Raw genomic sequence first — 25,544 nt, forward strand, 5'->3', positions numbered from 1 at the left:
GCCGGGCCCCGTGCTCGTCCCGCTGTCGCCCGCGCAGGAGTCGATGTGGCTGGAGCAGTTGCTCCATCCGGAGAGCATCAACGGGGGCTTCTTCTCCGTCCTGATCCGGGGCGGGGTGACAGCGGCGCAGGTACGGGCCGCCTGTGCGGCGGTGTGCGAGGACAATCCGCAGCTGCGCGGGCTGGTCACCGCCGGTGCGGGGGAGACGGCGCGGATCGCCGTGCACCGGGCCGAAGCGGTTCTCCGGTTCGAGGAGTTGGAGCTCGCGGCGGGAGACGGTGAGGAGCTGGCGGCGGCCCGGGGCTGGTACCGGGCGCACCGGTTGCAGCCGTGGGACCTGACCGGGCGGGCGCCGATCGCGTTCTCGCTGCTGGTGCACGGCGAGGGCCGGTGCACGCTGGTGGTCGGGGTCCATCACATCGCCTTCGACGGGCGGTCGAAGTTCGTCTTCGCCCGCCAGTTCCTCGCCGCGCTGGGGGAGTTGTGCGAGCAGGGCGGCCTGAAGCCTCGAATCCCGTACGACATTCCCGAACACCCCTCGATCGACCAGGAGTTGGAGGAGGTCGTCGGGCACTGGCTGGCCGCCGACCTGCCGGGGCTGCCAGGGCTGGTGCTGCCCCGGCGGGAGGGCGGCCCGCCCGCCGGTGGACGGTCGGTCGAGCCGACCGCCCGGTTCGACCTGCCGGGCAGCACCTGTGCCCGGCTGGCCGGGCTGGCGAAGGCGGCCGGGGTGAGCTTCTTCACCGGGCTGGTCGCGGGCGCGGCGCTGCGGCTGTACGAGTACGGCAACTCCCGCTTCGTGCTGGGTATCCCGGTGGACACCAGCCTGCCCGGCACCCGTGAGCAGATCGGGCTCCAGGTCAACGTGGTGCCCTGCCTGATCGAGGTGCCGCCCGGTGCGACCTTCAACGAGCTGCTGGCGGTGAGCGGGCGGGCCGTGGGGCTGGTCCAGCGCTACCGGCGGGTGCCGTTCTCCTGGGTGCTGCGGCACCTGCGCAAGCGGCACGGCGTGGACGTCAGCCAGGGCGCGTTCGACGGGGTCGGCATCTCGTACCCGACGGTCGTCACCGGCCTGGGCGAGGTGCGCGGGCTGGACTTCGACTGGGACTTCTTCGCCCCCAACTCGACGCAGTCGTTCGATCTGACGCTCCAGCTGCGGCGCGAGGGCGACGGCGCGTACGGGCGGCTCGACCACTCGACGCTGATCCTGGACGCCGCTGCCGCGGGCCGGTTCGCGGCGGGGTACGCGCGGCTGCTGGCTGCGGCGACCGCCGAGCCCGACCGGCCGCTGGCCGAGCTGCTGTCGGCTGGCCCGGCCGTCCGGGTGCCGGTGGACGGCGGGCCGGGCGAGCGCGGCGGCTTCCCGGGCCTGACGACCGGCGGCGGGCGCTGTCCGGTGGAGCAGTTCCTGCCGACCCCGGCGGTCACGGAGTACGTCCGGGCCGGCGGGGTGGTGGAGTTGGAGCTGCGGGACGCGGCCCTCGGGTGGCTGGGGTGCTGCGGGTGGGGCGCCGAGGGCCTGGTGCTGACCCGGGGCCTGGCCGGCCGCTCGTACCGGGTGACCACCGCCGAGGGGCGGCCGCTGCCGTACGGGGTGCCCGGGTTGCTGGGCCTCGCGGACGACCCCCGGCCGAGCAGCTACCGGGCCTGGATCGACGCGGACGGCCGGGTGCGGGTGCTCGGCACGGCGGAGCAGCTGCACGACTGGGTCGGGCGGCGGCTGGACCGGGCCGAGGCCGAGGCGCGGGTCGCCGCGCTGGCCGGGGTGCGGGAGGCTGCGGTGGTGCTGGCGTCGGAGGGCGGGGCGTTGCGGGCGGTGGTCGTGGTGGCGCCGGTGGCCGGCCTGGAGGGGCAGGACGGGCGGGTCTGGCGGCGGGCGGTGCGGCGGGTCTGGCCCTCGGGGTGGCCGCAGCCGGGCGAGGTCCGGCTGGTGGAGCGGCTGCCTCGGCTGGCGTCCGGCGAGGTGGATGTCGCGAAGCTCGCCTGAGCCCGGGGGCGTGGGTGCCCTAGAGGCCCAGGAGGTCGAGCTGTTCGCGGGCCTGGGGGAGGTCGAAGGCGCCGACGGACTCGCACAGGCGGAGGGTGTGGCGGCCGCTCTCGCGGACGGTCGCGGTCAGGACCTCCTCGCGGTAGCAGTCCTCCAGGATGGCGGGCGTCAGCTCGGGGGACAGGCCGACCGACAGCAGGGCCGAGTGGACGGGCCCGAGATCGGGGCGCAGGCAGTCGTTGACGAAGTGCGGCATCGCACAGGCGACCTGGACCCGCAGGGCGGGGGAGAGGCTTGCCCAGATCTCCTTGAAGAACTTCACGAAGTACGCGTGGTGGTGGATCTCGTCCTTGACGTGGTCGTCGACGGCCTCGCGGACCACCCGGAACACCGTCGGGTCGCGCGGGATCTGCGCGAGGAAGCGCGTCACCACCGTCTCGAACGCCACCACCTGGAGCAGTTGGGCGAGTGAGCCGTGGTCGGGGAGGAAGGTGGCGGCCGTCCGCTCCAGGCGGGCCAGCCGTGGTTCGAAGTCGAACGGCAGCGCGGGGATGCCGAGGGACTTCTCGACCTGCTGCACCACGTCGAGGCTGAACAGGGCGTGGTAGCCCTCGTCGCAGTAGATCTTGAACGCGTCCAGCCGGGTGCGGGCGTCGAGCGTGAGGTCGACCTGCCCGTGCGCGATCAGCGAGGTGCCCCGGTTGACCACCCGGGTCTCCAGGTGGGTGGTGAAGTACATGTACTGGTAGAAGTGTTGGGCGAGCAGGGCCCGGCGCGCGTCGGTGCCGAGCCCTGTCACCCCCTCGTGCCGCAGGTGGGGCACCAGGTGCTCCGGGAAGACCAGCAGCCCGGCTTCCCGGTCCTCGTCCAGCATGCGGCGCGGCCGGGTGCGCACGCTCGCGCTGTCGTACCAGTCCTCGGCGACCCGGCTCATGACCGGGTGATCCGCTCGGTGAGCGCCGCCGCCACCAGCTCGACCGCCGGGGAGGAGAGCACCTCGGTGTGCGAGCCGGGCACCGAGAGCTGCTGCAGCGAGCCGTGCAGGCCCTCCCAGCTGGCCGCCAGCGCCTCGGGGTAGCCGGCCGGGTTGTCGGCGCAGAGCACCAACTGCACAGGCAAGCCGGCCTGTTCGGGCTCGCACTCGGCGACCAGGGCGAGCAGCTGCCCCCAGTCCTCCAGCATCCGCGCGGCCTGCTCCGGCGGGGTCTCCCGCAGGGCGTCCAGGTCGACGCCGAAGCGGCGCATCAGCAGCTGCTGCTCGGGCGTCACGCCGAGCACTCCGGTGCCGTGCAGCCGGACGTCGGCGGCCAGTGCGGCCAGTGCGGCCAGCTCGGCGCCGGTGGTGGCCATCCGGTCCGCGTCCCAGGCGGTGCGCTGGGCGAGCGAGTCGAGCAGCGACACCAGGACCACCTGGTGGCCGAGTTCGGTGAGCCGGGCGGCCACCGAGTGCGCCAGCACACCGCCGAGCGACCAGCCGCAGAGCGCGATCGGCCGGCCCGGCAGGGCCTCGGCGAGCGCGGTGGCGTACCGGTCGGTCAGCGCCCGGTACGACGCGTCCGCCGGGTGCGCGCCCGCGACCCGTTCGAGCCCGACGACGTCGAGGTTGTCCGGGAGCAGGCGGACCAGCTCGCCGTAGCACATCAGCGTGCCGCCGACCGGGTGGAGCAGCGCCAGCGCGGGCCGGCCGTCCGGCTCGGCGGCGGTGCGGAGCCGGACCACACCGGACGGCAGGGCCGTCGCGGAGCCGTCGGACATCGCGGTGGCGAGCGCGCTCACCGTCGGGCTGTTCATGAACGCGCCGACGCTGACGGTGAGTCCGAGCTCCTCGGTGATCCGGCCGATCAGGCGGACCGCCAGCAGGGAGTGCCCGCCGTAGTCGAAGAAGTTGTCGTAGCGGCCGAGACCGGGGATGCCGAGCAGCTCCTCGAACAGCGCCGCGAGCCGCTCCTCCAGCTCACCCTGCGGCTCCTCGGAGTCCGCCGCCGCAGGCTCGCTCGGGGCGGCCTCCAGGGCAGCCCGCAGGGCGGCCGGGTCGAGTGGCCCGTCGGGGAGCTCGACCAGGCGCTGCGGCAGCAGGTAGCCGGGCACCCGGGCCTGGAGGTGGGCGAGCAGCTCGCGCGGCCCCGGCAGGGTGACGCCCGGCCGCCGGACGGCGACGCCGACGCTCTCGCCGTCGAGGTCCAGCACGGCGGCCCGCAGTACGGCGGGGTGCGCGGCGAGGGCCGCCTCGACCGGGTCACGCCAGAGCTCGAACCGGCCCTCGCCGGTGAAGCGGCCGCGCTCGCCGGTCGCCCGGAGCCCGGTGCCGTCCTCGGACGTGTAATCGTCGGACGGGAACCTGCCCGTGTGGACGGCGCCGAAGAAGCCGAGTGGGAGCGGCCGTTGCCGCTCGTCCAGTACGTAACGCCCGGCCGCCGCGCCGAGGGCGAGGACGGCCTCCCGCTCGGCCGGGCTCTGCAGCTCGGCGTCGACCAGCGGGGCGGCCGGGTCGGCGAGCAGAGCGGCCAGCAGGGTCTGGAAGGCGCTGACCAGATGGCCGGCCGTCTCGCGGGAGAGCCGTTGCGCGCTGAACGCGAAGTCGCCCTTCAGGACGCCGTACTCGTGCAGCATGGTCAGCGTCAGGTCGAAGTGCGAGGTCTTCCAGCTGAACGGCAGCGGCTCGACGGTGAGGCCGGGCAGCGTCCAGTCCTGCTCCACCTTGCGGCGGTTGAAGACCAGGGCGACCTGGAAGAGCGGGTTGCGGCCCGCGTCCCGGGCCGGGCGGACGGCCTCGACCACTCGCTCGAAGGGGGTCGCCTCCCGCTGGAGGGCCTCCAGCACCGTCCGGCGGGAGGCCTTCAGCAGCCCGGCGAAGGTGAGTTCGGGGTCGAGGCGGTTGCGCAGCACCACGGTGTTCTGGAAGAAGCCGATGGTGTCGGCGTACCGCGCGTCGGTGCGGCCCGCCATCGGGGTGCCGACGGCGATGTCGGCCGCGCCCGTCCAGCGCTGGAGCAGCACCAGCAGTGCGGAGTGGAAGACCATGAACTCCGAGACGCGGTGCGCGCGGCAGACGGCCGTGAGCTGCTCGGAGATCTTGGCCGGCACGGTGAAGCCGACCCGGTCGCCGGTGAACAGGCCGTGGTCCTGCGCGATGTGCTCCTCCGGCAGGCGGAGCGTGCCGAGGCCGTCGAGCTGGGTGCGCCAGAAGTCCAGCATCTTCGGGTCGGGCTCGGCTGCCAGGTCGGTGCAGAAGTCGGCGTAGCGGTGCTCGGACCCGGCCGGGTCGAGGGCGGCCGGGTCGTCGTAGGCCCGGTGCAGCTCGGCGGCCAGCGCGGTCGCCGAGATCTCGTCGATGATGATGTGGTGGAAGCTGAGCATCACCACGTGCTCGTCGGCGGCGAGTTCGAGCACGGCGGCCCGCCAGAGCGGGCCCTGCGCGATGTCGAACGGCTCGGCCGCGCGGCGCACGGCCTCCGCCGTCGCCGTGACGAGGTCGGGCTGCGGGGCCGTCTCGACCTTGACGGGGGCGGCGGTCTCGGCCGGGTGGATCAGCTGGAGGATCTCGCCTTCGCGCTCCTCGACCGTCAGCCGCAGCGCCTGGTGGCGGGACTGCAGGAGGTCGACGGCGAGTTGGAAGCGGCCGAGGTCGATGCCGCCCAGCACCCGGAGCATGATCGGCACGTTGTAGACGGCGCTGTCCGGCGCCAGGCAGTGCAGGAAGTAGACCCCGCGCTGCTGCGGCGTCAGTGGTATCACCGGGAGTCCGGATCGGCCGGGCGCACTCATGACGGACTCTCCAGTTCGGTGGTCGAAGTCGAAGTCGAAGGGGCCGAGGCGGCCTGGGCCGGGGCGGTGGGCGCCAGTGCGGACTCACCGGTGTCCGGGAAGCTGCGGGCGCGGACGGCGAGGTATCCGGCGCTGAGGGCGATGAGGACGACCTGCACCCCGAGCAGCACGCGGTAGTCGACGGTGGCGATCAGCGCGGCGCTGGTGGCGACGGCGAGCACCTGCGGGGTGGTGGCGAGCATGCTGGCGGCGGACGCGACCCGGCCCTGGAGGTGGGCGGGGGAGTAGCGCTGCATCGAGGTGTAGAGGCCGACGACGGCGCCGGGGATGCCGAGGCCGATGACGAACACGCCGACCATGGCCAGCACGACACCGGGCAGCATCAGGATCGCGCAGCCGGCCGCCATCAGGCTCAACCCGTAGACGGTGAGCATCGATTCACGGCCGTTGCCGAGTCGCTTGAGCACCCGCATGCCGATGATGCCACCGATGACCGAACCGACGCCCTTGCCGACGGTGAGTGCGCCGACGAAGGCGGCGGGGCGGTGCAGGCCCTGGTCGGCGACGGCGTAGATGACGGTCTCGATGAAGCCGAAGCCGAGCAGGCCGCCGCCCATCGCGACGGAGACCGCCCGCAGCCGTGGGGTGCGGACCAAGTGCATGACACCGGCGGCGAGTTCACGGGCGATGGTGCCGCTCGGCGGCTCGGGCTTGGGCTCGTCCACCCGGACGGCGAGCACGCACAGGCAGCAGACCAGGAAGGTGACGGCCTCCAGGCCGGCCACCGCGCGCGGCCCGGCCGCGACGTACAGCGCGGAGCCGACGGCGGGCGAGACCAGCATCCCGCCCTCCTGGACGGTGCGCAGCAGGGCGTTGGTGCGCCCGAGTTCGTCCGGGTGCACCAGGCTGGTGAGCAGCGCGCTGCCCGCCGCGTTGTGCATGCCGACCCCGAGGCCGACGCCGAAGAGCACCAGGTAGAGCAGCCAGACCTGGTGCTGGTCGTGCACCAGGAAGGCCAGGCAGACCCAGCCCGACAGGACGAAGTTGAGCAGGGCGATCAGTGAGCGGCGGCGGAAGCGGTCGACGATCAGCCCGAGGAAGGGCGCGCCGAGCCGGGGCACGACGTACGCGGCGAACGCCAGACCCGCTGCACCGTTGGAGCCGGTGAGGTCGTGGACCCAGACACCGAGGGCGATCCACAGCGCGGCGTCCCCGAACAGCGAGACGCTGGTGCCGGTGATCCAGAGCCGGACATCCCGCTTGCGGGGCGTGCGGGCAGGCGCCGCGTCAGACACGGACAACAAGGGCTTTCTCCAATTTCACGGTGGTGGCGGGTGCCCGCCGCCCGGTGGGCGGGTGGCGGGCGGCCCGTCAGAGGTACAGGGCCTTCGACTTCCAGTCGGGGTCGGGCAGAGCCTTGCGGTCCACCTTCCCGTTGGTGGTGACCGGAAGTTCGTCGACGGTCGCGAACAGGGCCGGGACCATGTGGTCCGGCAGCCGCTCCCGCAGGAAGGCCCGCAGCGCGCGTCGGTTCAGCGTCTCCTCGACGGTGGTCAGCCAGGCCACCAGCCGGAGATCGCCGAGGTGGTTGGTGCGGACGGCGACGGCCGCCTGGCGCACCTCGGGGTGCTCGGCGAGGACGTTCTCGATCTCACCGGGCTCGACCCGCTGGCCGTGCAGCTTGAACTGGCCGTCGATCCGGCCGAGGAACTCCACGGCGCCGTCGGCCCGTCGCCGGACGAGGTCACCGGTGCGGTACCAGAGCCGGCCGTCGGCGTCGGCGACGAAGCGCTCGGCCGTCAGCTCGGGGCGCTGCCAGTAGCCGAGCGACACCCCGGCCCCGCCGACCCACAGTTCGCCCTCGTCGCCGTCGGCGGCAGGTGTACCGTCGGCCGCCCGCAGTTCGACGACGGCCCCCTGGAGCGGGGTGCCGATCGGCACCGAGTGGGTGAACTCCTCGTCGGGAGCGATGCGGTGGCAGAGCGAGAAGGTGGTGGCCTCGGTCGGGCCGTAGCCGTTGACGATTTCGAGGGCGGGCGCGGCCGCGCGCAGGCGGCGGACGTGGTCGGTGGAGAGCACGTCCCCGCCCGCGAGGACGGTCCGCAGGGTGCCCAACGAGGCTGCGTCGGAATCGATCTGACGGTGAAACAGCGCCGCTGTCAGCCAGAGGACGGTGATGCCGCGCTCGAGCAGCAGCTCCGTCAGTTCGGCGGGTCCGACGGGCCCGTGCGGCGGGACCTCGACCCGGGCGCCGTTCAGCAGTGCGCCCCAGATCTCGAAGGTCGCCGCGTCGAAGGCGACGGGCGCGAGCTGGAGGATGCGGTCGCCGGGGCCCAGCGTCACGTAGTTGGGCTCGGTGACGAGGTTGACGACGGAGCGGTGCGGCACCATGACGCCCTTGGGGCGGCCGGTGGAGCCGGATGTGTACATCAGGCAGGCGAGGTCCTCCGCGCCGGGCGCAGGCAGGCCGGCTGCGGCCGGGGTGGGGCCGGGCAGCTCGGAGACCGTCCGGACGCTCTGCCCGGCCAGCTGCCGGGCTCCGGCGGCGTCGCAGACCGCGAGCTCGACCCCGGCGTCGGTCAGCATGCCGGAGAGGCGGGCAGGTGCTTCGGTGAGCGTGAGTGGCAGGTAGGCGGCGCCGGCCTTGAGCACGCCGAGCAGCGCCACCACGAGATCGACGGAGCGCTCCAGGCAGACCGCGACGCGGTCCCCCGGCCGGACGCCCTCCTCGGCCAGCAGCCGTGCCAGCGCGTCGGCGCGGGAGTCGAGTTCGGCGTAGCTCAGCTGCCGGGTGCCGTCGGCGAGTGCGACGGCGTCCGGGGTGCGGGCGGCCTGGCGCCGGAAAGCGGCGGGGACGGAGTGCGGGGTGCTCACTTGCTCACCGCCGTGGCGGCGTGGTCGCGGAAGAGCCGCAGGCGGTCTTCCCCGATCCGCTTGCGCAGCGCCCAGTCCTCGATGCCCTGCCCCTCCTCGGTGGCCAGACCGAGCAGGCCCACCTTGCCCTCGTGCTCGTTGAGTTGCACCGAGCGGGTGGCCTCTGGGGCCTGTTCGAGCGGGAAGACCTTGGAGAGCGTCGGGACGACCATGCCCAGCTTGAGCAGGCGGTTGGCCTCCCAGGCCTCGTGGGCGCTGGCGCCGTGGCTGCCGATGATCCGCTTGAGCTTCATCCAGAGGTAGCGGTTGTCGTAACTGTGCTGGTAACCGCTGCTGGAGCCGCAGGTCACGACCAGCCCGCCGCGCCGCACCACGTTCACCGAGGTTTCGAAGGTCGCCTTGCCGACGTGCTCGAAGACGACGTGCGGGTCCTCGCCGATTTCCTTGCGGATGGCGGAGCCGAGTGCCTTCCACGCGGCCCCCGGCTTCTCCTCGCCGTCGGCCCCCAGGCCGACGCTGTTACGGTTGATGACGACATGACAGCCTAGCCTGTCCAGCAGGTCGGCCTTCTCGTCCGAGCCGACCACCCCGACCGCTATCCCGCCCGCCTGCCGCACCAACTGGACGGCGTACGAGCCGAGTCCGCCGGCCGCTCCCCAGATCAGCACCACGTCGCCCATCTTGATCCGCGCCCCACGATCGCTGATCAGCATGCGGTACGCGGTGCCCAGGCACAAGGTGTTGCAGGCGGCCTCCTCCCAGGAGAGGTGCGGCGGCTTCGGCACCAGCTGCGTGGCGCGGGCGACCGCGAAGTCCCCGAACGCGCCGAAGTTGGTCTCGAAGCCCCAGGCGAGCATGCCCGTGGTCATCATGCCGTCCTGCTGCGCCACCGGGTCCTGCTCGTCGATGTACGGCGGATTCACCACGACCTTGTCGCCCGGCTTCCAGTGCCGCACCGCGCTGCCGACCCGGACGACCACGCCCGCGGCGTCCGAGCCCACCACCTGGTGGTCCTGCCTGTGCCGCTCGGCCCAACCGCCCTGCTGGGCGAACTGGTCGAGGAAGCGGAAGGTCGACACCGGCCGGTACATCGCCGACCACACGGTGTTGTAGTTCACCGCCGACGCCATCACCGCGACCAGCACCTCGTCCGGCGCCAGCTCCGGCATCGGCACCTCGCCGACGTGCAGCGTCCGGCGCACGTCCCGGTCGCTCTCGCCGTCGAACAACTTCTCGTCACCGCGCCGCAGGTGCACCGCGCGATAGGACTCCGGCACCTCGCAGGCCAGCAGCTCGGCCGGGCCGGCGCCGCTGCGCACCGCTGTGATGAGACTCTCCATGGGTTATCACTCCGCCGTTCGTGGGTTTTCGGTGCCTTGCCCCGCCGACGGGCGCATGGCTTCGCAGAGTTGGCCGATGGTGGCGCGGGCCCGGACCGCCTCGATCAGTGCGGGCATCACGTTGCGCCCGGCGGCCGCGTCGGCGCGCAGCCGGTCCAGCTCGGGCCCCCACGGCAGGCGCTTCACGTCACGGCGGCTGCCGAGCGCGGTGTGCCGCTCGGCGAGCAGCAGTCGGCGCTCGGAGTCGGACGGCGCGGTGTGCCTGACGCCGACGGTCGGCCCCGGGTCCTGGTAGGCGAGCTCGTCGATCTCGCCCTCCAGCCAGCCGGTGCGGATGCACTCCGCCATCCCGCCGCGGTCGTCGATCCGCCGCAGCCACTCGTCGACCTCGGCGCCGAGCTCCTCGACCAGCTGCTCGATGACCAGCGAACCGCCCAACGGGTCGACGTAGCGGGCGAGATCGGTCTCCTCGGCGATGATCTGCTGCGTCCGCAGCGCGATCCGGGCGCCCAGCGGCCCCGGGGTCTGCACCGCCTCGTCGAAGCTGCACACGTGCAGCGACTGGGTGCCGCCGAGCACGGCGGCGATCGCCTGGACGGTCGCCCGGACGATGTTGTTCAGCGGCTCCTGGTAGGCGAGCGCGGAGCCGAAGGTGTTGACCTGGGTGCGCAGCTTCATCGCCCGCGGGTCCGTCGCGCCCCAGCGGTCCCGCATCCGCTCGGCGTACCGGCGGCGCGCGACCCGCAACTTGGCTGCCTCCTTGAGGAGTTCCATGTCGGTGCCGAAGATGAAGCTGAACCGCGCGGCCACCTCCTGCGCCGAGTACCCGCGCTCGGTCATCCCGCGCAGGTACTCGTCGACGCTCCCGAGCGCGCAGGCGACCTCCAGGGCGGCGTCGGCCCCGGCCTCCCGGGCGTGCCCACCGGAGACGGAGACCGGGTTGACGCGCGGCAACTCCCGTACGCAGTACTCGATCACGTCCAGCGCGTAGCGCACGCTGGTCGGCAGGTCGTAGATGAACGCCTTGCGGGCGAGGAACTCCTTGAGCATCTCGTTCTGGAGCGTGCCGCGCAGCTCGGCCGGGTCGACGCCCTGCTCCTCGGCCACCACGATCCACATCGCCAGCAGCATCGGTGCGGTCGCGTTGATGGTGAACGAGACGGAGACCTGGTCGAGCGGGATGCCCGCGAAGACGGCCCCCAGGTCGTCCACGTCGGCGATCGACACTCCGGTGCCCCCGACCTCCCCGTCCGCCAGGGGTGCGTCCGGGTCCAGGCCGAGCTGGGTGGGGAGGTCGAAGGCGAGCGAGAGGCCGGTCTCGCCCATGTCGAGCAGGTACTTGAAGCGCTCGTTGGTGGACGTGGCACTCTGGAGACCGGCCAGCTGGCGCATGGTCCAGAGCCGGGAGGTGTATCCCGTCGGGTGGATTCCGGCATCGTAGGGGAACTGCCCCGGTACGCCCGCCACGGGTCAGACTCCTGCGTCGCTGGTGAGGTCGAAGATCGACTCGGAGAACTCGCCGATCTCCGGGCTCTCGAAGACGTTCAGCAGCGGGATGTCGACCTTGAACTCGGTGCGCAGCGCCGCGACGATGCGGGTGGCCACCAGTGAGTCGACGCCCAACTCCAGCAGGTTGTCGTCGAGGGTGACCTCCGGCAGCTCCAGGATCTCCGCCGTGATCTTCCGGACGGTGGCCTGGATCTGGGTGAGGGTGAGTGCGGTCGTGGACATGGTGCGTGGGTCTCCTCTGGATCAACTTGCCTGGAAGGTGGATGACTTGGATCGCAGGGCGGGCCGGGCCCGGGGCCGCTCGGTGAGCGCCTGGGCCAGCCCGGCGGGGGTGGGCTGCTCGAAGACCGTCCGCACCGAGACCTGGCGGCCGAGCGTCGCCCGGATGCGGTTCGCCAGCTGGGAGGCGAGCAGGGAGTGGCCGCCGAGATCGAAGAAGCTGTCGTCGACGCACACCCCGGGCACACCGAGCACCTCGGAGAACAGCTCGCAGAGCGCCTCCTCCTCCGCGCTGCTCGGGCTGCGGGGCTCGGTCGTCGCCGGGGCCTGCGGGGCGCTCGCCAGGTGGAGGCGCAGCCCGCCGTCCGTCGTCCAGCTGACCAGATCGCCGGTGGGGTGGAGCTGCTCGCCGTCCGCGAGGTGCAGCTGACCGGGGATGCTGGGTGGCACGGCGTTCCGCTGCTCGTCCAGGACGAGGAGGCGGACGCCCGGCGGTGGCCCGTCCGGGGTGAGCAGCGCGCGTCCGGCGCCGGTCTCCACGGTCGTCCCGTGCTCGGCAAGCAGAGCTTCGTAGAAGGCCGGTTCGACCCGGGAGCCGTCGCTCCAGCGCTCGGTGACCAGCTCGCGTTCCTCGGCCGACAGTACGTCCAGCTCGCTGATGCGCAGCCCCACGCCGTCGGCGAGTTGGGCGAGGACGCGGGCCAGGCGCTCGGCCAGGGCGAGCGCCGTCGGCCGGTCGAAGAGGTCCCCTGCGTAGCTGAGCAGCAGGTGGAGGCTGCCGTCGGACTGCTCGCCGAACCCGAACTCCAGGTCGAACTTGACCACGTCCAGCTGGGCGTTGGCGGGGCGGCAGCTGACACCCGGCAGGTCGAAGGTCGGCTCGTCGCCGGACTCCCAGGCGAGCAGCACCTGGAAGAGCGGATGCCGGGCGAGTGAGCGGGCCGGTTGGAGCTCCTCGACCAGGCGGTCGAAGGGCAACTCCTGGTGCGCGAAGGCCCCGAGCGCCGAGGTGCGGATCCGGGCCAGCAACTCACCGAAGGCCGGGTCGCCGGAGGTGTCGGTGCGCAGCACGAGGGTGTTGACGAAGAAGCCGATCAGCCCGGCGAGCGCGTCGTCCGTCCGCCCGGCGACGACGGTGCCGAGCGGCACGTCCGCCCCGGCCCCGAGCCGGGTGAGCAGCGCTGCCACGGCGGCCTGGGCGAGCATGAACGGCGTCACGTCATGGGCGCGGGCGATCTCCCGCAGCGCCGCCCAGGTTCCCGCGTCGACCGGCAGCTCCACCCGCCCGCCGTGGTAGGAGGCGTGGGCCGGGCGCGGCCGGTCGGCGGGCAGCCGGACCTCGGCCGGCAGGCCGGCCAGCGCCTCGCGCCAGTACCGCAGTTGGCTGTTGAGCTCGCCGTCCTGGTCGGCGGCGGAGTCGAGCAGGTCGCGCTGCCAGAGGGCGTAGTCGGCGTACTGCACCGGCAGCGGCTCCCAGCCGGGTGCGGCACCCGCGAGCCTGGCCGCGTACGCGGTGGAGAGGTCGGCCGTCAGCGGGCCCATCGACCAGCCGTCGGTGGCGATGTGGTGCAACACCAGCACCAGCGTGGCGACTTCGGTGCCGTCGCTGATCAGCTCGGCGTACACCGGCAGGTCGGTGGCGATCTCGAAGAGATGCCCGCAGGCGGCCGTGACCGCCGCGGCGAGCCCGGCGGGCGGGCAACTGGTGAGCGTGACCTCGACCCGGGCCCGGTCGGCGGGCAGCACCTCCTGCCACGGCTCGCCGTCGGTCTCCGGGTACACCGTCCGCAGCGTCTCGTGACGGCCGATCACGTCGCCGAGCGCGGCCGCGAGCACCTCGGTGTCCAGGGCGCCGCGCACCTGTGTCACGACCGGCACGTTGTAGGCGGCGCTCGGCCCCTCCAAGCGGTGCAGGAACCACAGGCGGCGCTGCGCCGAGGAAAGAGGGTGCATCTCGGGTCCTTAGCTGGTAAATCGAGGTCAGCGAGTCGCAGAAATCAATTCTGGTGTCGGGATTTGCAGGCCAGCAAGGCTTCACGGAGCCCAACATCGACAGCAACCTGCCATCGCCGCCGGTGGCTGGTCGGCGCCAAGTCGGCGGTGGTGGCGCAGGGATGGGCTTCGGTGCCCAGGCAGGGCGGCTGGCAGGATGCTGTCGACGTTGGCGGGGGCAGAGCCTTGCTGGCCAGCGAAAAAGCCTTCTATGTTGAGGCTTGAGTTTCGACATACGGAGGTAGTCGCTAATGCTCATTGCTGGCGTGAAGGCTTCGCATGACGGCGGAGTCGCGCTTATCGACGGCAACCGCCTGGTCTTCAGTATCGAGATTGAAAAGCTCGGAAACAACCCCCGCTATTCCAAGCTCCGCGACCTCGAACAGGTCGCGGAGATCCTGCGCGCGCAGGGGGTGGACCCCGAGGACGTGGACCAGTTCGTGGTGGACGGCTGGTGGCCGGAGCAAGGAGCTGACGCACCGAGCGTGCGCACCGCGAGCCGGGGCGAGGCCCTGGTGCTGCCCGTCGCCCCCTACGTGGACGGCGTCGGCACGCGTGACCCGCTGGAGCGCTACGCCTTCTCGGCGTACGACTTCAACTCCCGCCGCCCCGGCTACGTGAGTTACCACCACGCGAGCAACCACGCGCTCGGCTCGTACGTCTCCAGCCCGTTCGCCGCCCGGGGCGAGGACTCGCTGGTGCTGGTCTGGGACGGCGGCATCTCGCCGCGTCTCTACCAGGTCAGTGCCAAGAACCTCACGGTCAAGGCAGTTGCGCCGCTCTTCCCGGTGACCGGCAACATCTTCTCGGACTTCTGCGAGCACTTCGAGCCGTTCCGCGACGACTCGGCGGCCGGTGACCCGAACAGCACCCGCTACCTGTCCATCGCCGGAAAGGCCATGGCGTACGCGGCACTCGGCAACTGCGAGAAGTCGGCGTACCCGGTCTTCGACCGGCTCTTCGCCGAACTGCCCTCCATCTCGACCGACAACGCGGGCGTGCTCGGCCGCCGGGTCGTCGCGGAGCGCGAGGAACTCTTCCCCGGGCTCACCAACGCCGACCTGATCGCCACCTTCCAGGGGTACATGGGCGAGCTGCTGCTCGACCGCATCGCGGTCGTGGTCAAGAAGCAGTACATGGGCCAGAAGCTCAACCTGAGCCTGGGCGGCGGCTGCGCACTCAACATCAAGTGGAACAGCGTGCTGCGCAACAGCGGTCTCTTCCGCGACGTCTGGATCCCGCCGTTCCCCAACGACGCCGGCGCCGCGCTCGGCACCGCCGCCTGCGAGATGTTCAAGCAGGGCGAGACGGCCCTCGACTGGAGCGTCTACACCGGCCCACAGGTCACCGAGGGCGATCTCCCGGCCGGCTGGACTTCCCGTCCGTGCGACGAGCGCCAGTTGGCTGAGCTGCTGCACAACGAGAACGAGCCCGTCGTGGTGCTCTCCGGCCGCGCCGAGATCGGCCCGCGCGCCCTGGGCAACCGCAGCATCATCGCCCCCGCCGTGGACCCGAAGATGAAGGAGCGGCTCAACGACGTCAAGCACCGCGAGAGCTACCGCCCGGTCGCCCCGCTCTGCCTGACCGAGCACGCCGCCGAGATCTTCGACCCCGGTACGCCGGACCGCTACATGCTGTTCGACCACCAGATGCGGCCGGGCTGGGCCGAGCGGGTGCCGGCCATCGTGCACCTCGACAACTCCGCACGCCTGCAGACGATCGACGCCTCCGTCGACGCCGCAGCGGCCCGCATCCTGACCGAGTACCACCGGATCAGCGGCGTCCCGGTGCTCTGCAACACCAGCGCCAACCACAACGGCAGCGGGTTCTTCCCCGACGTGGCCTCGGCCGCGAAGTGGGGCCGCACGAAGTACGTCTGGTCGGAGGGCAAGCTCTACACCAACCCCGAATCCTGAGCCCGGGGTTGGAAAGCCGGTCAGGGGTGTGACCGGTGCGGCGGCCGGGGCGGGGACTCTGTCACCTTGCTGACAGCCTGCCCGGCGGCCGTGGACACCCGGGACGGGCGGTTCATAGGGTCGGAGAGCGCCGACTGCCGTATCCCGCACGGCACATCCGGTATTCCGCAGCGATCCAGTGAATCTCGCAGTGACCCATGGGGAGGTCCTTTCTGTGCGTGCGATCCCGGAAGACTCCGCCCCGGTCGGCGGCGCTGCGAGTCCCGCACTGGAACAGGCGCTGTGCGAAATGTTCGGTGAGATCCTCGGCGTACCGGGCATCGAAGGCGATGACAGCTTCTTCGACTTCGGCGGGGACTCGCTGCTGGCGACCAGGCTGGCGAACCGGATCCGGGCGGAGCTGGGGATCGAAGCAACGGCCCTGGCCGTCTTCCAGGCCCCGACCCCGGCCGAACTGGCCGCCGCACTAGGCGCCGCGGACACCTCACGCACGGCCGTGGTCGCGGTCCGGCCGCGCCCGGAGCGGCTGCCGCTCTCCTCGGCGCAGCGCCGACTCTGGTTCCTGCACCGGCTGGAGGGCCCGAGCGCGACCTACAACGTGCCTGTGGTGGTGCAGGTGCGCGGCGCGCTGGACGTCGGCGCGCTGACGGCGGCGCTCGGCGACGTGGTCGGGCGGCACGAGGCGCTGCGCACGGTCTTCGTGGAGCTGGACGGCGAACCGGTGCAGCGGATCGTCCCCGCTGCCTCGGCCCTGGTGCCGGTCGCGGTCTCCTGGAGCGACGCCCTCGGGTCGGCCGTCGCCGCAGCCTGCGCCCATGTCTTTGACCTGGCAATCGAGTTGCCGGTCCATGTGGAGCTGATCCGGGCCAGTGAGCTGGACGCGACCCTGGTCGTGGTGATGCACCACATTGCTACTGACGGCTGGTCGATGGCTCCGCTCGCGGCCGACCTGTCGGCTGCGTACGCGGCCCGGCTGGGCGGCAGTGCGCCGGTGTGGGAGCCGCTGCCGGTGCAGTACGCCGACTACGCGCTCTGGCAGCTCGCCCGGACGGAGGAGACCGACGCCCATCTGACCTACTGGCGTGGCGCGCTGGCCGGTCTGCCGGAGGAGTTGCCGTTGCCGGTGGACCGGCCGCGTCCGTTGCGGGCGTCCTACCGGGGTGGCCGGATCGAACTGCCGGTGGCGGGCCAGGTGTTCGGCGGGCTCCGGGAGCTGGCACGGGCGTGTGACGTGACGCCGTTCATGGTGGGGCAGGCGGCGGTTGCGGCCCTGCTGACCCGGTTGGGTGCGGGGACGGATCTGCCGCTCGGGACGGTGGTGGCCGGTCGTGGTGACGAGGCGCTGTCCGAGCTGGTGGGCTTCTTCGTCAACACCGTGGTGCTGCGGACGGACACCGCTGGTGACCCGACGATCGGGGAGCTGCTGGCGCGGGTGCGGGCCACCGATCTTGCAGCGTTCGAGCACCAGGACCTCCCTTTCGACCGGCTGGTCGAGGACCTTCAGCCGACCCGGTCGCTGGCCCGCCACCCGCTGGTGCAGACGGTGGTGGCCTGGCAGCCCCCGGATGCCGTGCCCGAGTTCGCCGGCGCGGAGACCTCGCTGGGCGAGATGAAGCTCGATGTCTCCAAGTTCGACCTGGAGTTCAGTTTCGTCGAGCGGCCGGACGGTGAGCTGCGGGTGCTGCTCGGCTACGCGGACGATCTGTTCGATCGTGGTACGGCGGTGCTGTTGGGTGAGCGGCTGGTGCGGGTGCTGGGTCAGCTGTCGGCCGGGCTGCGGCTCTCCGAGCTGGAGGTGGTGTCGGCGGAGGAGTGTGCGGAGTTGGTGGCGCAGGGGTGTGGTTCGGTGGTGCCTGCTGCGCTCGGTGGTCTGCTGTCGGTGTTCGATGCGCGGGTGGTTGAGGCGCCGGGCGCGGTGGCGGTTTCGGCGGGTGAACTGTCTCTGAGCTACCGGGAGTTGTCGGAGCGGGTTGATGCTCTGGCGGGTGCGTTGGTGGCGGCTGGGGTGCGGCGTGGTTCGGTGGTGCCGGTGCTGATGGAGCGCTCTGCCGATCTGGTGGTGGCGTTGCTGGCGGTGTTGCGTGCGGGTGGTGCGTATCTGCCGGTGCACACGCGCTATCCGGTGGCGCGGATGGCGGCGGTGCTCGGTGACGCCGGGCTGGTGGTCGCTGACGAGACGTGGGCCGGGCACGAGGTGCTGAACGGTCGGCGGGTGGTGTCGGCGAAGGCTGTGGGCGAGCCCGCCGAGTGGCCGGTGGTCGATCCTGCCGAGTTGGCGTATGTGATGTTCACGTCGGGGTCGACGGGTGAGCCGAAGGGTATCGGGGTCACCCACCAGGGCGTGATCGACCTTGCACAGGACGCCAGTTGGGGCGTCGGTCCGGGCTGCTCTGTCCTCTTCCATGCGCCGCATGCATTCGACGGGTCGACGTACGAGATCTGGGCGGCGCTGCTCTCCGGTGGGCGGGTTGTCGTGGCGCCTGCTGGTGAGCTGGATGCGGGTGTGCTGCGCGGGCTCCGGTCGGTGACTCATCTGAGTGTGACGGCGGGTCTGTTCCGGGTGATCGCGGAGGATGATCCGGGGGCGTTCGCTCATCTGGTGGAGGTGACGACGGGCGGTGATGTGATCTCCGCGCATGCGGTGGCTCGGGTGCTCGAGGCTGCGCCGTCGGCGATTGTGCGGACGACGTACGGGCCGACGGAGGCGACGCTGTGTGTGACGGAGCGCGGTTGGCGGGCGGGTGACGAGCTGGGTGCGCTGGTGCCGCTCGGCGGTGCGATGGAGGGGACGCGGCTGCTGGTCCTGGACGAGTGGTTGCGGCCTGTTGCGCCTGGTGTGGCGGGGGAGTTGTACATCTCCGGGTCGGGTCTTGCGCGGGGGTATGTCGGCCGGGCGGGGTTGACGGCGGAGCGGTTTGTCGCCGATCCGTACGGTGGTCCGGGAGAGCGGATGTACCGCACCGGTGACACGGTCCGCTGGACGCCGGGCGGGGAGCTGCTCTTCGCGGGGCGTGGTGACGGCCAGGTCAAGATCCGTGGCTTCCGGATCGAACTCGGAGAGGTGGAGGCCGTGTTGGCGGCCGTCCCGGGTGTCGGTCAGGCGGCGGTCATCGTCCGGGAGGACCGTCCTGGTGACAAGCGCCTGGTCGGCTACCTCGTCCCGATGGAGCAGCCGGAGCAGCTGGACCTGGCCGTGGTCAAGGCGCACCTCGCCGATCGCCTCCCCGAATACATGGTGCCCTCGGCGCTGTTGGCGCTGGACGAGCTGCCCCTGACGATCAACGGGAAGCTGGACCGGGAGGCTCTGCCCGCGCCGGACTATGCGGCCGTCTCGACCGGGCGGGGGCCGCGTGACGCCCGGGAGAGCGTGCTGTGCGGGCTGTTTGCGGAGGTGCTCGGTCTGCCCGAGATGGGTATCGACGACAGCTTCTTCGAGCTGGGTGGCCACTCGTTGCTCGCCACGCGTCTGGTGAACCGCATCCGGGTCACCCTGGGCGTGGAGCTGGGTGTCCGGTCGGTGTTCGAGGCGCCGACGGTGGCCCGGCTGGTGGCGCTGGCGGGGGAGAGTTCGACGGGTGTGCGCGCGGGTGTGGTGGCGGTGCTGCCGCGTCCGGCCGTCGTGCCGTTGTCGGCGGCGCAGCGGCGGTTGTGGTTCATGTTCCGGCTGGACGGGCCGAGTGTGACGTACAACGTGCCGGTGGTGTTGCGGGTACGGGGTGTATTGGACCGTGAGGTGCTGTCGGCGGCGCTGGGTGATGTGGTGGGCCGGCACGAGGTGCTGCGGACGGTGTTCGCGGAGCTGGACGGCGAGCCGGTGCAGCTGGTCCGTCCGGCGGGGCCGCTGCCGGTCTTCGAGGGCGCGAGCGTCGCCGCCGCGTGCGGTCATCTCTTCGATCTGGCAGCGGAGTTGCCGGTGCGGGTGGAGGTGGTCGGGGACGTGCTGGTGCTGGTGGTGCACCACATCGCGACCGACGGCTGGTCGATGGGCCCGTTCATGGCCGACCTGTCGGCTGCGTACGCGGCCCGCCTCGACGGCACCGCGCCGGTCTGGGAGCCGCTCCCGGTGCAGTACGCCGACTACGCCCTGTGGCAGCAGGACCAGGACACCGACGTGGAGTTGGCGTACTGGCGACGTGCTCTGGCGGGGGCTCCGGAGGAGCTGGTACTCCCGGCCGACCGGCCGCGCCCGGCGCAGGCGTCCTACCGGGGTGGCCGGGTGGACATCCCGGTCGACACCGCCACGGCCGAGGGCCTGCGCGAGCTGGCCCGCACGCACGACGTGACGTCGTTCATGGTCGCGCAGGCCGCAGTGGCTGCCCTGCTGACCCGTCTCGGCGCGGGCACGGACATCCCCCTGGGCACGGTCGTGGCGGGCCGCGACGACGAGGCCCTCACGGATCTCGTCGGGTTCTTCGTCAACACTCTGGTGCTGCGGACGGACACCGGCGGCGATCCGGTGTTCGCCGAGTTGCTGGGGAGGGTCCGTGCGACGGATCTGGCGGCGTTCGAGCATCAGGCGCTGCCCTTCGACCGGCTGGTGGAGGAGCTGCATCCCACCCGCTCGCTCGCCCGCCACCCCCTCTTCCAGGTGGCGCTGGCCTGGCAGTCCGGTGCCGAGCCGGCCCTGGCGCTGCCGGGTGCGGAGTGCGAGCCCGTCAGGGCGGTGCTCGGGGCGGCGAAGTTCGACCTGGACCTGGAGTTCGTCGAGCACCCCGAGCAGGGCCTGCGGCTGCTGATCGGGTATGCGGACGACCTGTTCGACGCCCCGACGGTCCAGTTGCTGGGCGAGCGCCTGGTGCGGGTCCTCGCCCAGGTCGGCGCCTCGGCGCAGGTGCGGCTGAGCGAGCTGGAGATCCTCTCGGGCGAGGAGCGGCGGCAGATCCTCGGTGCCTGGAGCAGCAGCCCCCACGTCGAACCGGCGACCTTCGGCGCGCTCTTCGCCGAGGAGGTGGCCCGCCATCCCGACTCGGCGGCGGTTGAACACGACGGCGAGGGCCTGACCTACGCGCAGCTCGACGCCCGCGCCAACCGCCTAGCCCATCACCTCGTCGCGTGCGGCGTCGGCCCTGAGATACCGGTCGCGGTGTCGATGGCTCGCGGCACCGGACTGGTCATCGCCCTGCTCGCCGTGGTGAAAGCGGGCGGCGTCTACTTCCCGGTCGACCCGGCCTACCCCTCCGCCCGCAAGGCGTTCATGCTCGCCGACACGGTGCCGCTGCTGACCCTCGTCGACGACACCACCGACCTGGTCGGCACCGACCCCGCCCGGCTCGACCTCAGCGGCCGGCCCGACACCCCGCCCGACCGCGCCCACCACAGCAACACCTGCTACCTGATCTACACCTCCGGCTCCACCGGCACGCCCAAGGGCACCGCCGTCCCGCACACGGGCCTGACCCGGATGGTGGTGGCGCACGACGAGCACCTCGGTATCGACGTGGGCAGCCGGGTGCTGCAACTCGCCTCGATCGGCTTCGACATGTCGGTGGCCGAGGTGGTGATGGCGCTGCTGTCCGGCGGCACACTGGTGGTCCGACGGCCGGAGGAGCTGCTGACCGCACGGGCGGGCTCACCGCTGGTCGCGGGGGTGACGCACCTGATCGCGACGCCGTCGTTCCTGGCGGCCTGGTCGCCCGCCGTGCTGCCGCCGGGCGCCGTGGTCTCCACCGGCGGGGAGGCGTGTCCGGAGTCGGTGGTGGCCCAGTGGTCCGCCGAGCACCGCCTGGTGAACTTCTACGGGCCGACCGAGACGACCGTGTACGCGGCGGCGGGCCCGCTACGGCCGGGCGAGGAGGTGGCGATCGGCGGGCCGGTGCCCGGCACCTCGCTGCTGGTGCTGGACGAGTACCTGAGGCCCGTACCGCCCGGCGTGACAGGGGAGTTGTACGTCGCCGGGCCCGGCCTGGCGCGCGGCTACCGTGGCCGCACGGCGCTCACCGCCGCCCGCTTCACCGCCAACCCGTACGGCTCCCCCGGCGAGCGGATGTACCGCACCGGCGACGTCGTCCGCTGGACCGGCGACGGCAGGGTCAGCTACCAGGGCCGGGCCGACGACCAGGTCAAGATCCGGGGGTTCCGGATCGAACTCGGCGAGATCGAGAGCGCGTTGACGAGTGCGTCCGGGGTGGCCCAGGCGGCCGTCCTGGTGCGTGAGGACCAGCCCGGCGACCGCAGACTGGTCGCCTACGTGGTCGGCGACCAAGTGGCCGCCGAACTGGCGGCGCTCAGGAAGTGGTTGGGCGCGCGCCTGCCCGAGCACATGGTGCCGAGCGCCTTCGTGGCACTGGAGTCGCTGCCGCTCACCGTCAACGGCAAGCTCGACCGGCGGGCGCTGCCCGCGCCCGACTACGGCCGGGCGGGCGGCGGTCGCAGCCGGCCGGGGACGGCGGTCGAGGAGACGCTCTGCGGGCTCTTCGCCGAGATCCTGGCGCTGCCGGAAGTCGGTGTCGACGACAGCTTCTTCGACCTCGGCGGCCACTCCCTGCTCGCGATCCGGCTGATCGCCGAGATCGAGGCACGCGGGCTGGGGGCGCTCGCGGTGCGGGACGTCTTCGAGGCGCGCACCATCCGGGAGCTCGCGGCGCGCCTGGCGAAGGCCCCGCAGCATCCGTCGGCCGTGCAGAAGACCCAGGCCCCGGTCCGGGTGGCCCGGGAGCGGCGCACCGTCCGCAGGCCGTCGGACGGAACTACACCTGCTGCCCGCTCGGGAGGAGTGGAATGATCGACTCGGTGAGGCAGTTCGTGGAACTGCCGGCCTCGCCCGCCCAGCACGCCCTGTGGGTGATCGACCAGTTCGGCGGCCATGCCGCCTCGTACGCGGTGCCGTGCGCGCTGCGGGTGGACGGGGAGTTCGACCGGGCTGCTGCCCGGCGGGCCTTCGAGCGGCTGGTCGCCCGGCACGAGAGCCTGCGGACCTGCTTCAGCTGGCGCGAGGGCGAGTTGACGCAGCTCGTCGCGGACCCGGACGAGGACGAGGAGATGCCGGTCGACTGGGCGGCCCTCGACGTCCCGGTCGAGGAGTGGCAGGCCCGCGCTCGGGCCGAGGCGAGCCGTCCGTTCGATCTCGGGCGGGGCCCGCTGATCCGGGCCCGGGTGCTCACCGCGAACGAGCGCGAGCACCTGCTCGTCCTCACCGCGCACCACATCGTGGTGGACGGCGCCTCGTACTCGGTGCTGCTGCGGGAGTTCGCGGCCTGCTACAACGCCGAGCTGGCGGGCACCGAGGTGGAGCTGCCCGAACCGGAGCTCCAGTACGGCGACTTCGCCCAGTGGCAGATGGAGCAGCTCACCGAGGCGGCGATCACGACGGACGTCGAGTACTGGCGCGAGCGGCTCGCCGACGCGCCGGTGCTCGAACTGGTCACCGACCGGCCGCGGGCGGCGCAGCAGGCCCACCGGGGTGAGGTGCACCGGTTCGTCATACCCGCCGGGTTGAGCGGCGAGCTGCGCGAGCTGGCCCGGCGCGAGCGGGTGACGCTGTTCGCCACGCTGCTGGCCGTGCACCAGGCGCTGATGTGCAGGTACACCCGGACCGACGACGTGTGCGTCGGGGTCACCGTCAGCACCCGCAGCACTCCCGAACTCCAGGACATCGTCGGGATGTTCGTCAACCTGGTGGTGTTCCGGGTACCGACGGCCGACGACCCGAGCTTCCGTGAGCTGGCCGTCCGGGCGCAGGCCGAGTTCCTCGACACCGTCGACCACGCCGCGCTGCCGTTCTCCTGGCTGGTCGAGCGGCTCAGCCCGACCCGGGACCTGAGCCGCAACCCGCTCTTCCAGACCTCGTTCTCGCTGGACCGCTCGCTCACCGAGGGCGTGCAGCTGACCGGCGCCAGGCTCAGCCACACCGATCTCTACCTGGGCATCTCGAAGTTCGACCTGGGCCTGGCGATCCAGGACGAAGGCGACGAGCTGGTCGGCATCCTGGAGTACGACACCGAACTCTTCGACGAGGCCGCCATCGTCCGGATGGCCGAGCACTACGTGAGTCTCGCGGCGGCGGCCGTCCGCGCGCCGGAGGCCAGGCTCTCCGCGCTCGACGCCGTCCCCGCGAGCGAGCGGCGCGAGCTCCTGGAGCTGTGGAACAGCCCCGGTGCGGCCGAGCTCACCCACCCCACCGCAGCCCCCTATGTCGAGCACTGGGCCGCCACCACCCCGGACGCCCCGGCCGTGCTCTCGCCGGACGGATCGGCCATCAGCTACCGGGAGTTGAACGAGCGGGCCAACCGCCTGGCGCACCGGCTGCGGGCACTCGGCACCGGCCCGGAGCGGCCGGTCGGCGTGCTGCTGCCGACCTCGGCGGAGATGGTCGTCGCGGTGCTGGCCGTACTTAAGGCCGGCGGGGTGTACGTGCCGCTGGTGCCGAGCCACCCGCAGGACAGGCTGCGCCAGGTGGTGCGGGCCGCCGAGGTGCCGATCGTGCTCACCGTCTCCGGCTACGCCGACCGGCTCGGGTACGAGGGCGGCCCGCAGGCGGTGCTGCTGGACGGTGTGGAGGACGCCGCCCACCCGGTCACCGACCTGCCGCCGCTGGCGGTCGCCGACAACCTCATGTACGTCATCTACACCTCCGGCTCCACCGGCACGCCCAAGGGCATCGGGGTGTCGCACCGGTCGGTGCTGCACCGGGTGCACGAGGCCAGCCACCCCGATCTGGCGCACGGTGGTGTCTGCCTGCTGGTCGCGCCGCTCTCCTTCGACGGCTCGGTCTGGGAGCTGTGGTCGACGCTGCTGAACGGCGGCACGCTGGCCCTGCCCGACCCCGCGCTGCCCTACCCCGACGTGCTGGGCGACGCGTTGAAGCGCTACCGGGTCGACCGGCTGATCCTGATGTCCGCGCAGCTGGCGCTGGCCGTCGACACCTTCCCCGAACTGCTGGGGACGGTGCCCTGGGTGACCACCGGCGGGGACGTGCTCTCGCCCAGCCACGCCCGGAAGGCATTGGAGCAACTGCCCGAGGGCGGGGTGCTGATCAACAGTTACGGCCCGACGGAGTGCACGATCTTCGCCACCGCCGAGGTGCTGCTGGAGGTGGACGAGACCCGTTCGTCGGTGCCGATCGGGCTGCCCGTGCCCGACACGACGGCCCATGTGATGGACGAGACCTTCAGCCTGGTGCCCGTCGGTGTCCCCGGTGAACTCTGGCTCGGCGGGCCGGGGGTGGCCCGCGGCTACGTCGGACAGCCCGGCCTGACGGCGGACCGATTCGTGCCCGACCCGTTCGGCCCGCCCGGCGCCCGGCTCTACCGCACGGGTGACCTGGTGCGCCGACTGCCCGACGGCAGACTGGACTTCATCAGCCGTATCGACGGCCAGGTGAAGGTGCGCGGCTACCGGATCGAGACCGGCGAGGTCGAGACCGTGCTGTTGCGGCACCCGGCGGTGCGCTCCGCGACCGTGATCGCCCGGGACGACCTGCCCGGCGGCCGGGCCCTGGTCGGGTATCTGGTGCCGCATCGGGAGCCGGTGCCGGACGAGGAGCTGCGGGCGCTGCTGGCCGGGGCCCTGCCCTCGTACATGTTCCCCGGCGCGCTGGTCTGGCTGGACGAGATTCCGCTCAACGGCAACGGCAAGGTCGACCGACGGGCGCTGCCCGCACCGCAGTTCGGCGGGCGCGGCGGCGCGGCGGCGGACCGGCCGCGCACCGAGAGCGAGGCCCGGGTGCTCGCCGCCTGGGAGCAACTGCTGGGCGTCGAGGAGCTCGGCCGCGACGACAAGTTCTTCGACGTCGGCGGCAACTCGCTGCTGCTCGTCAGTCTGCTGGAGAAGCTCAAGGAGCTCTTCCCCGAAACCCCGCTCTCCCTCGTGGAGTTGTTCGAGTACACCACCTGCGCGGAGCTCGGCGCCGTGCTGGACCGGCGCAGCCCGGCCGCTCCGGCGGGCGTGAACGCCGCAGCCGGCGCCGAGTACGACCTCTAGGCCGCAGGGCCAGTCCACCACCGA

12 protein-coding genes are annotated in these 25,544 nt (G+C 72.2%); 4 read left to right on the forward strand and 8 right to left on the reverse strand.

Annotated features, from left to right (window positions below):
• Positions 1-10 precede the first annotated feature (10 nt).
• Positions 11-1,987, forward strand: a complete 1,977-nt coding sequence (locus ACR68M_RS30995; protein WP_441247462.1) for a condensation domain-containing protein — start codon at positions 11-13, stop codon at positions 1,985-1,987.
• Between the two features lie 19 nt (positions 1,988-2,006).
• On the opposite strand, the gene ACR68M_RS31000 is transcribed toward ACR68M_RS30995, so the two are convergent.
• The 8 genes from ACR68M_RS31000 to ACR68M_RS31035 all read right to left on the reverse strand — a co-directional run bounded on the left by ACR68M_RS31000 (position 2,007) and on the right by ACR68M_RS31035 (position 13,647).
• Positions 2,007-2,921: a diiron oxygenase gene (locus tag ACR68M_RS31000; RefSeq protein ID WP_441247463.1), complete on the reverse strand. Its 915-nt coding sequence runs from the start codon at positions 2,919-2,921 to the stop codon at positions 2,007-2,009.
• On the reverse strand, positions 2,918-5,752 hold the full coding sequence (locus ACR68M_RS31005) for a condensation domain-containing protein (RefSeq protein ID WP_441247464.1): 2,835 nt from the start codon (positions 5,750-5,752) through the stop codon (positions 2,918-2,920). The genes ACR68M_RS31000 and ACR68M_RS31005 overlap by 4 nt, the downstream gene beginning before the upstream one ends.
• Entirely contained in the window at positions 5,749-7,047 is a 1,299-nt protein-coding gene (locus ACR68M_RS31010; RefSeq protein WP_441251759.1) for an MFS transporter, read from the reverse strand. The genes ACR68M_RS31005 and ACR68M_RS31010 overlap by 4 nt, the downstream gene beginning before the upstream one ends.
• Before the next feature lie 76 nt (positions 7,048-7,123).
• Complete coding sequence (locus tag ACR68M_RS31015) at positions 7,124-8,626, reverse strand: amino acid adenylation domain-containing protein (protein ID WP_441247465.1); 1,503 nt, start codon at positions 8,624-8,626, stop codon at positions 7,124-7,126.
• Positions 8,623-9,966 (reverse strand): crotonyl-CoA carboxylase/reductase, encoded by a 1,344-nt coding sequence (ccrA, locus tag ACR68M_RS31020; protein ID WP_441247466.1) that lies wholly within the window; start codon positions 9,964-9,966, stop codon positions 8,623-8,625. The genes ACR68M_RS31015 and ccrA overlap by 4 nt, the downstream gene beginning before the upstream one ends.
• A 6-nt stretch (positions 9,967-9,972) precedes the next feature.
• The gene (locus ACR68M_RS31025; protein ID WP_441247467.1) at positions 9,973-11,433 is read right to left on the reverse strand and encodes a methylmalonyl-CoA mutase family protein; all 1,461 of its coding nucleotides are present in this window, start codon (positions 11,431-11,433) and stop codon (positions 9,973-9,975) included.
• Between the two features lie 3 nt (positions 11,434-11,436).
• Positions 11,437-11,697 carry a phosphopantetheine-binding protein gene (locus ACR68M_RS31030; protein WP_441247468.1) on the reverse strand — a complete coding sequence of 87 codons (261 nt, stop codon included), beginning with the start codon at positions 11,695-11,697 and terminating at the stop codon, positions 11,437-11,439.
• A gap of 21 nt (positions 11,698-11,718) precedes the next feature.
• Positions 11,719-13,647: a condensation domain-containing protein gene (locus ACR68M_RS31035; RefSeq protein ID WP_441247469.1), complete on the reverse strand. Its 1,929-nt coding sequence runs from the start codon at positions 13,645-13,647 to the stop codon at positions 11,719-11,721.
• Positions 13,648-13,952: 305 nt separating this feature from the next.
• Here ACR68M_RS31035 and ACR68M_RS31040 point away from each other — a divergent pair, with 305 nt between their 5' ends.
• The 3 genes from ACR68M_RS31040 (at position 13,953) to ACR68M_RS31050 (ending at position 25,520) form a co-directional block, all read left to right on the forward strand.
• The gene (locus tag ACR68M_RS31040) at positions 13,953-15,602 is read left to right on the forward strand and encodes a carbamoyltransferase N-terminal domain-containing protein (RefSeq protein ID WP_441247470.1); all 1,650 of its coding nucleotides are present in this window, start codon (positions 13,953-13,955) and stop codon (positions 15,600-15,602) included.
• A gap of 214 nt (positions 15,603-15,816) precedes the next feature.
• Positions 15,817-22,323 carry an amino acid adenylation domain-containing protein gene (locus ACR68M_RS31045; RefSeq protein WP_441247471.1) on the forward strand — a complete coding sequence of 2,169 codons (6,507 nt, stop codon included), beginning with the start codon at positions 15,817-15,819 and terminating at the stop codon, positions 22,321-22,323.
• Entirely contained in the window at positions 22,320-25,520 is a 3,201-nt protein-coding gene (locus tag ACR68M_RS31050; protein WP_441247472.1) for a non-ribosomal peptide synthetase, read from the forward strand. Before ACR68M_RS31045 ends, ACR68M_RS31050 begins: the two co-directional genes overlap by 4 nt.
• The last annotated feature ends 24 nt before the right edge of the window (positions 25,521-25,544 follow it).

The organism is Kitasatospora sp. McL0602, from assembly GCF_052076145.1.
Lineage (GTDB): Bacteria > Actinomycetota > Actinomycetes > Streptomycetales > Streptomycetaceae > Kitasatospora.

What these genes read in the sequence shown, in the direction of transcription:
- ACR68M_RS31000 (WP_441247463.1), bottom strand. Translation starts at nt 2,921, where the DNA reads ATGAGCCGGGTCGCCGAGGACTGGTACGACAGCGCGAGCGTGCGCACC.
- ACR68M_RS31005 (WP_441247464.1), bottom strand. Translation starts at nt 5,752, where the DNA reads ATGAGTGCGCCCGGCCGATCCGGACTCCCGGTGATACCACTGACGCCG.
- ccrA (WP_441247466.1), bottom strand. Translation starts at nt 9,966, where the DNA reads ATGGAGAGTCTCATCACAGCGGTGCGCAGCGGCGCCGGCCCGGCCGAG.
- ACR68M_RS31030 (WP_441247468.1), bottom strand. Translation starts at nt 11,697, where the DNA reads ATGTCCACGACCGCACTCACCCTCACCCAGATCCAGGCCACCGTCCGG.
- ACR68M_RS31035 (WP_441247469.1), bottom strand. Translation starts at nt 13,647, where the DNA reads ATGCACCCTCTTTCCTCGGCGCAGCGCCGCCTGTGGTTCCTGCACCGC.
- ACR68M_RS31050 (WP_441247472.1), top strand. Translation starts at nt 22,320, where the DNA reads ATGATCGACTCGGTGAGGCAGTTCGTGGAACTGCCGGCCTCGCCCGCC.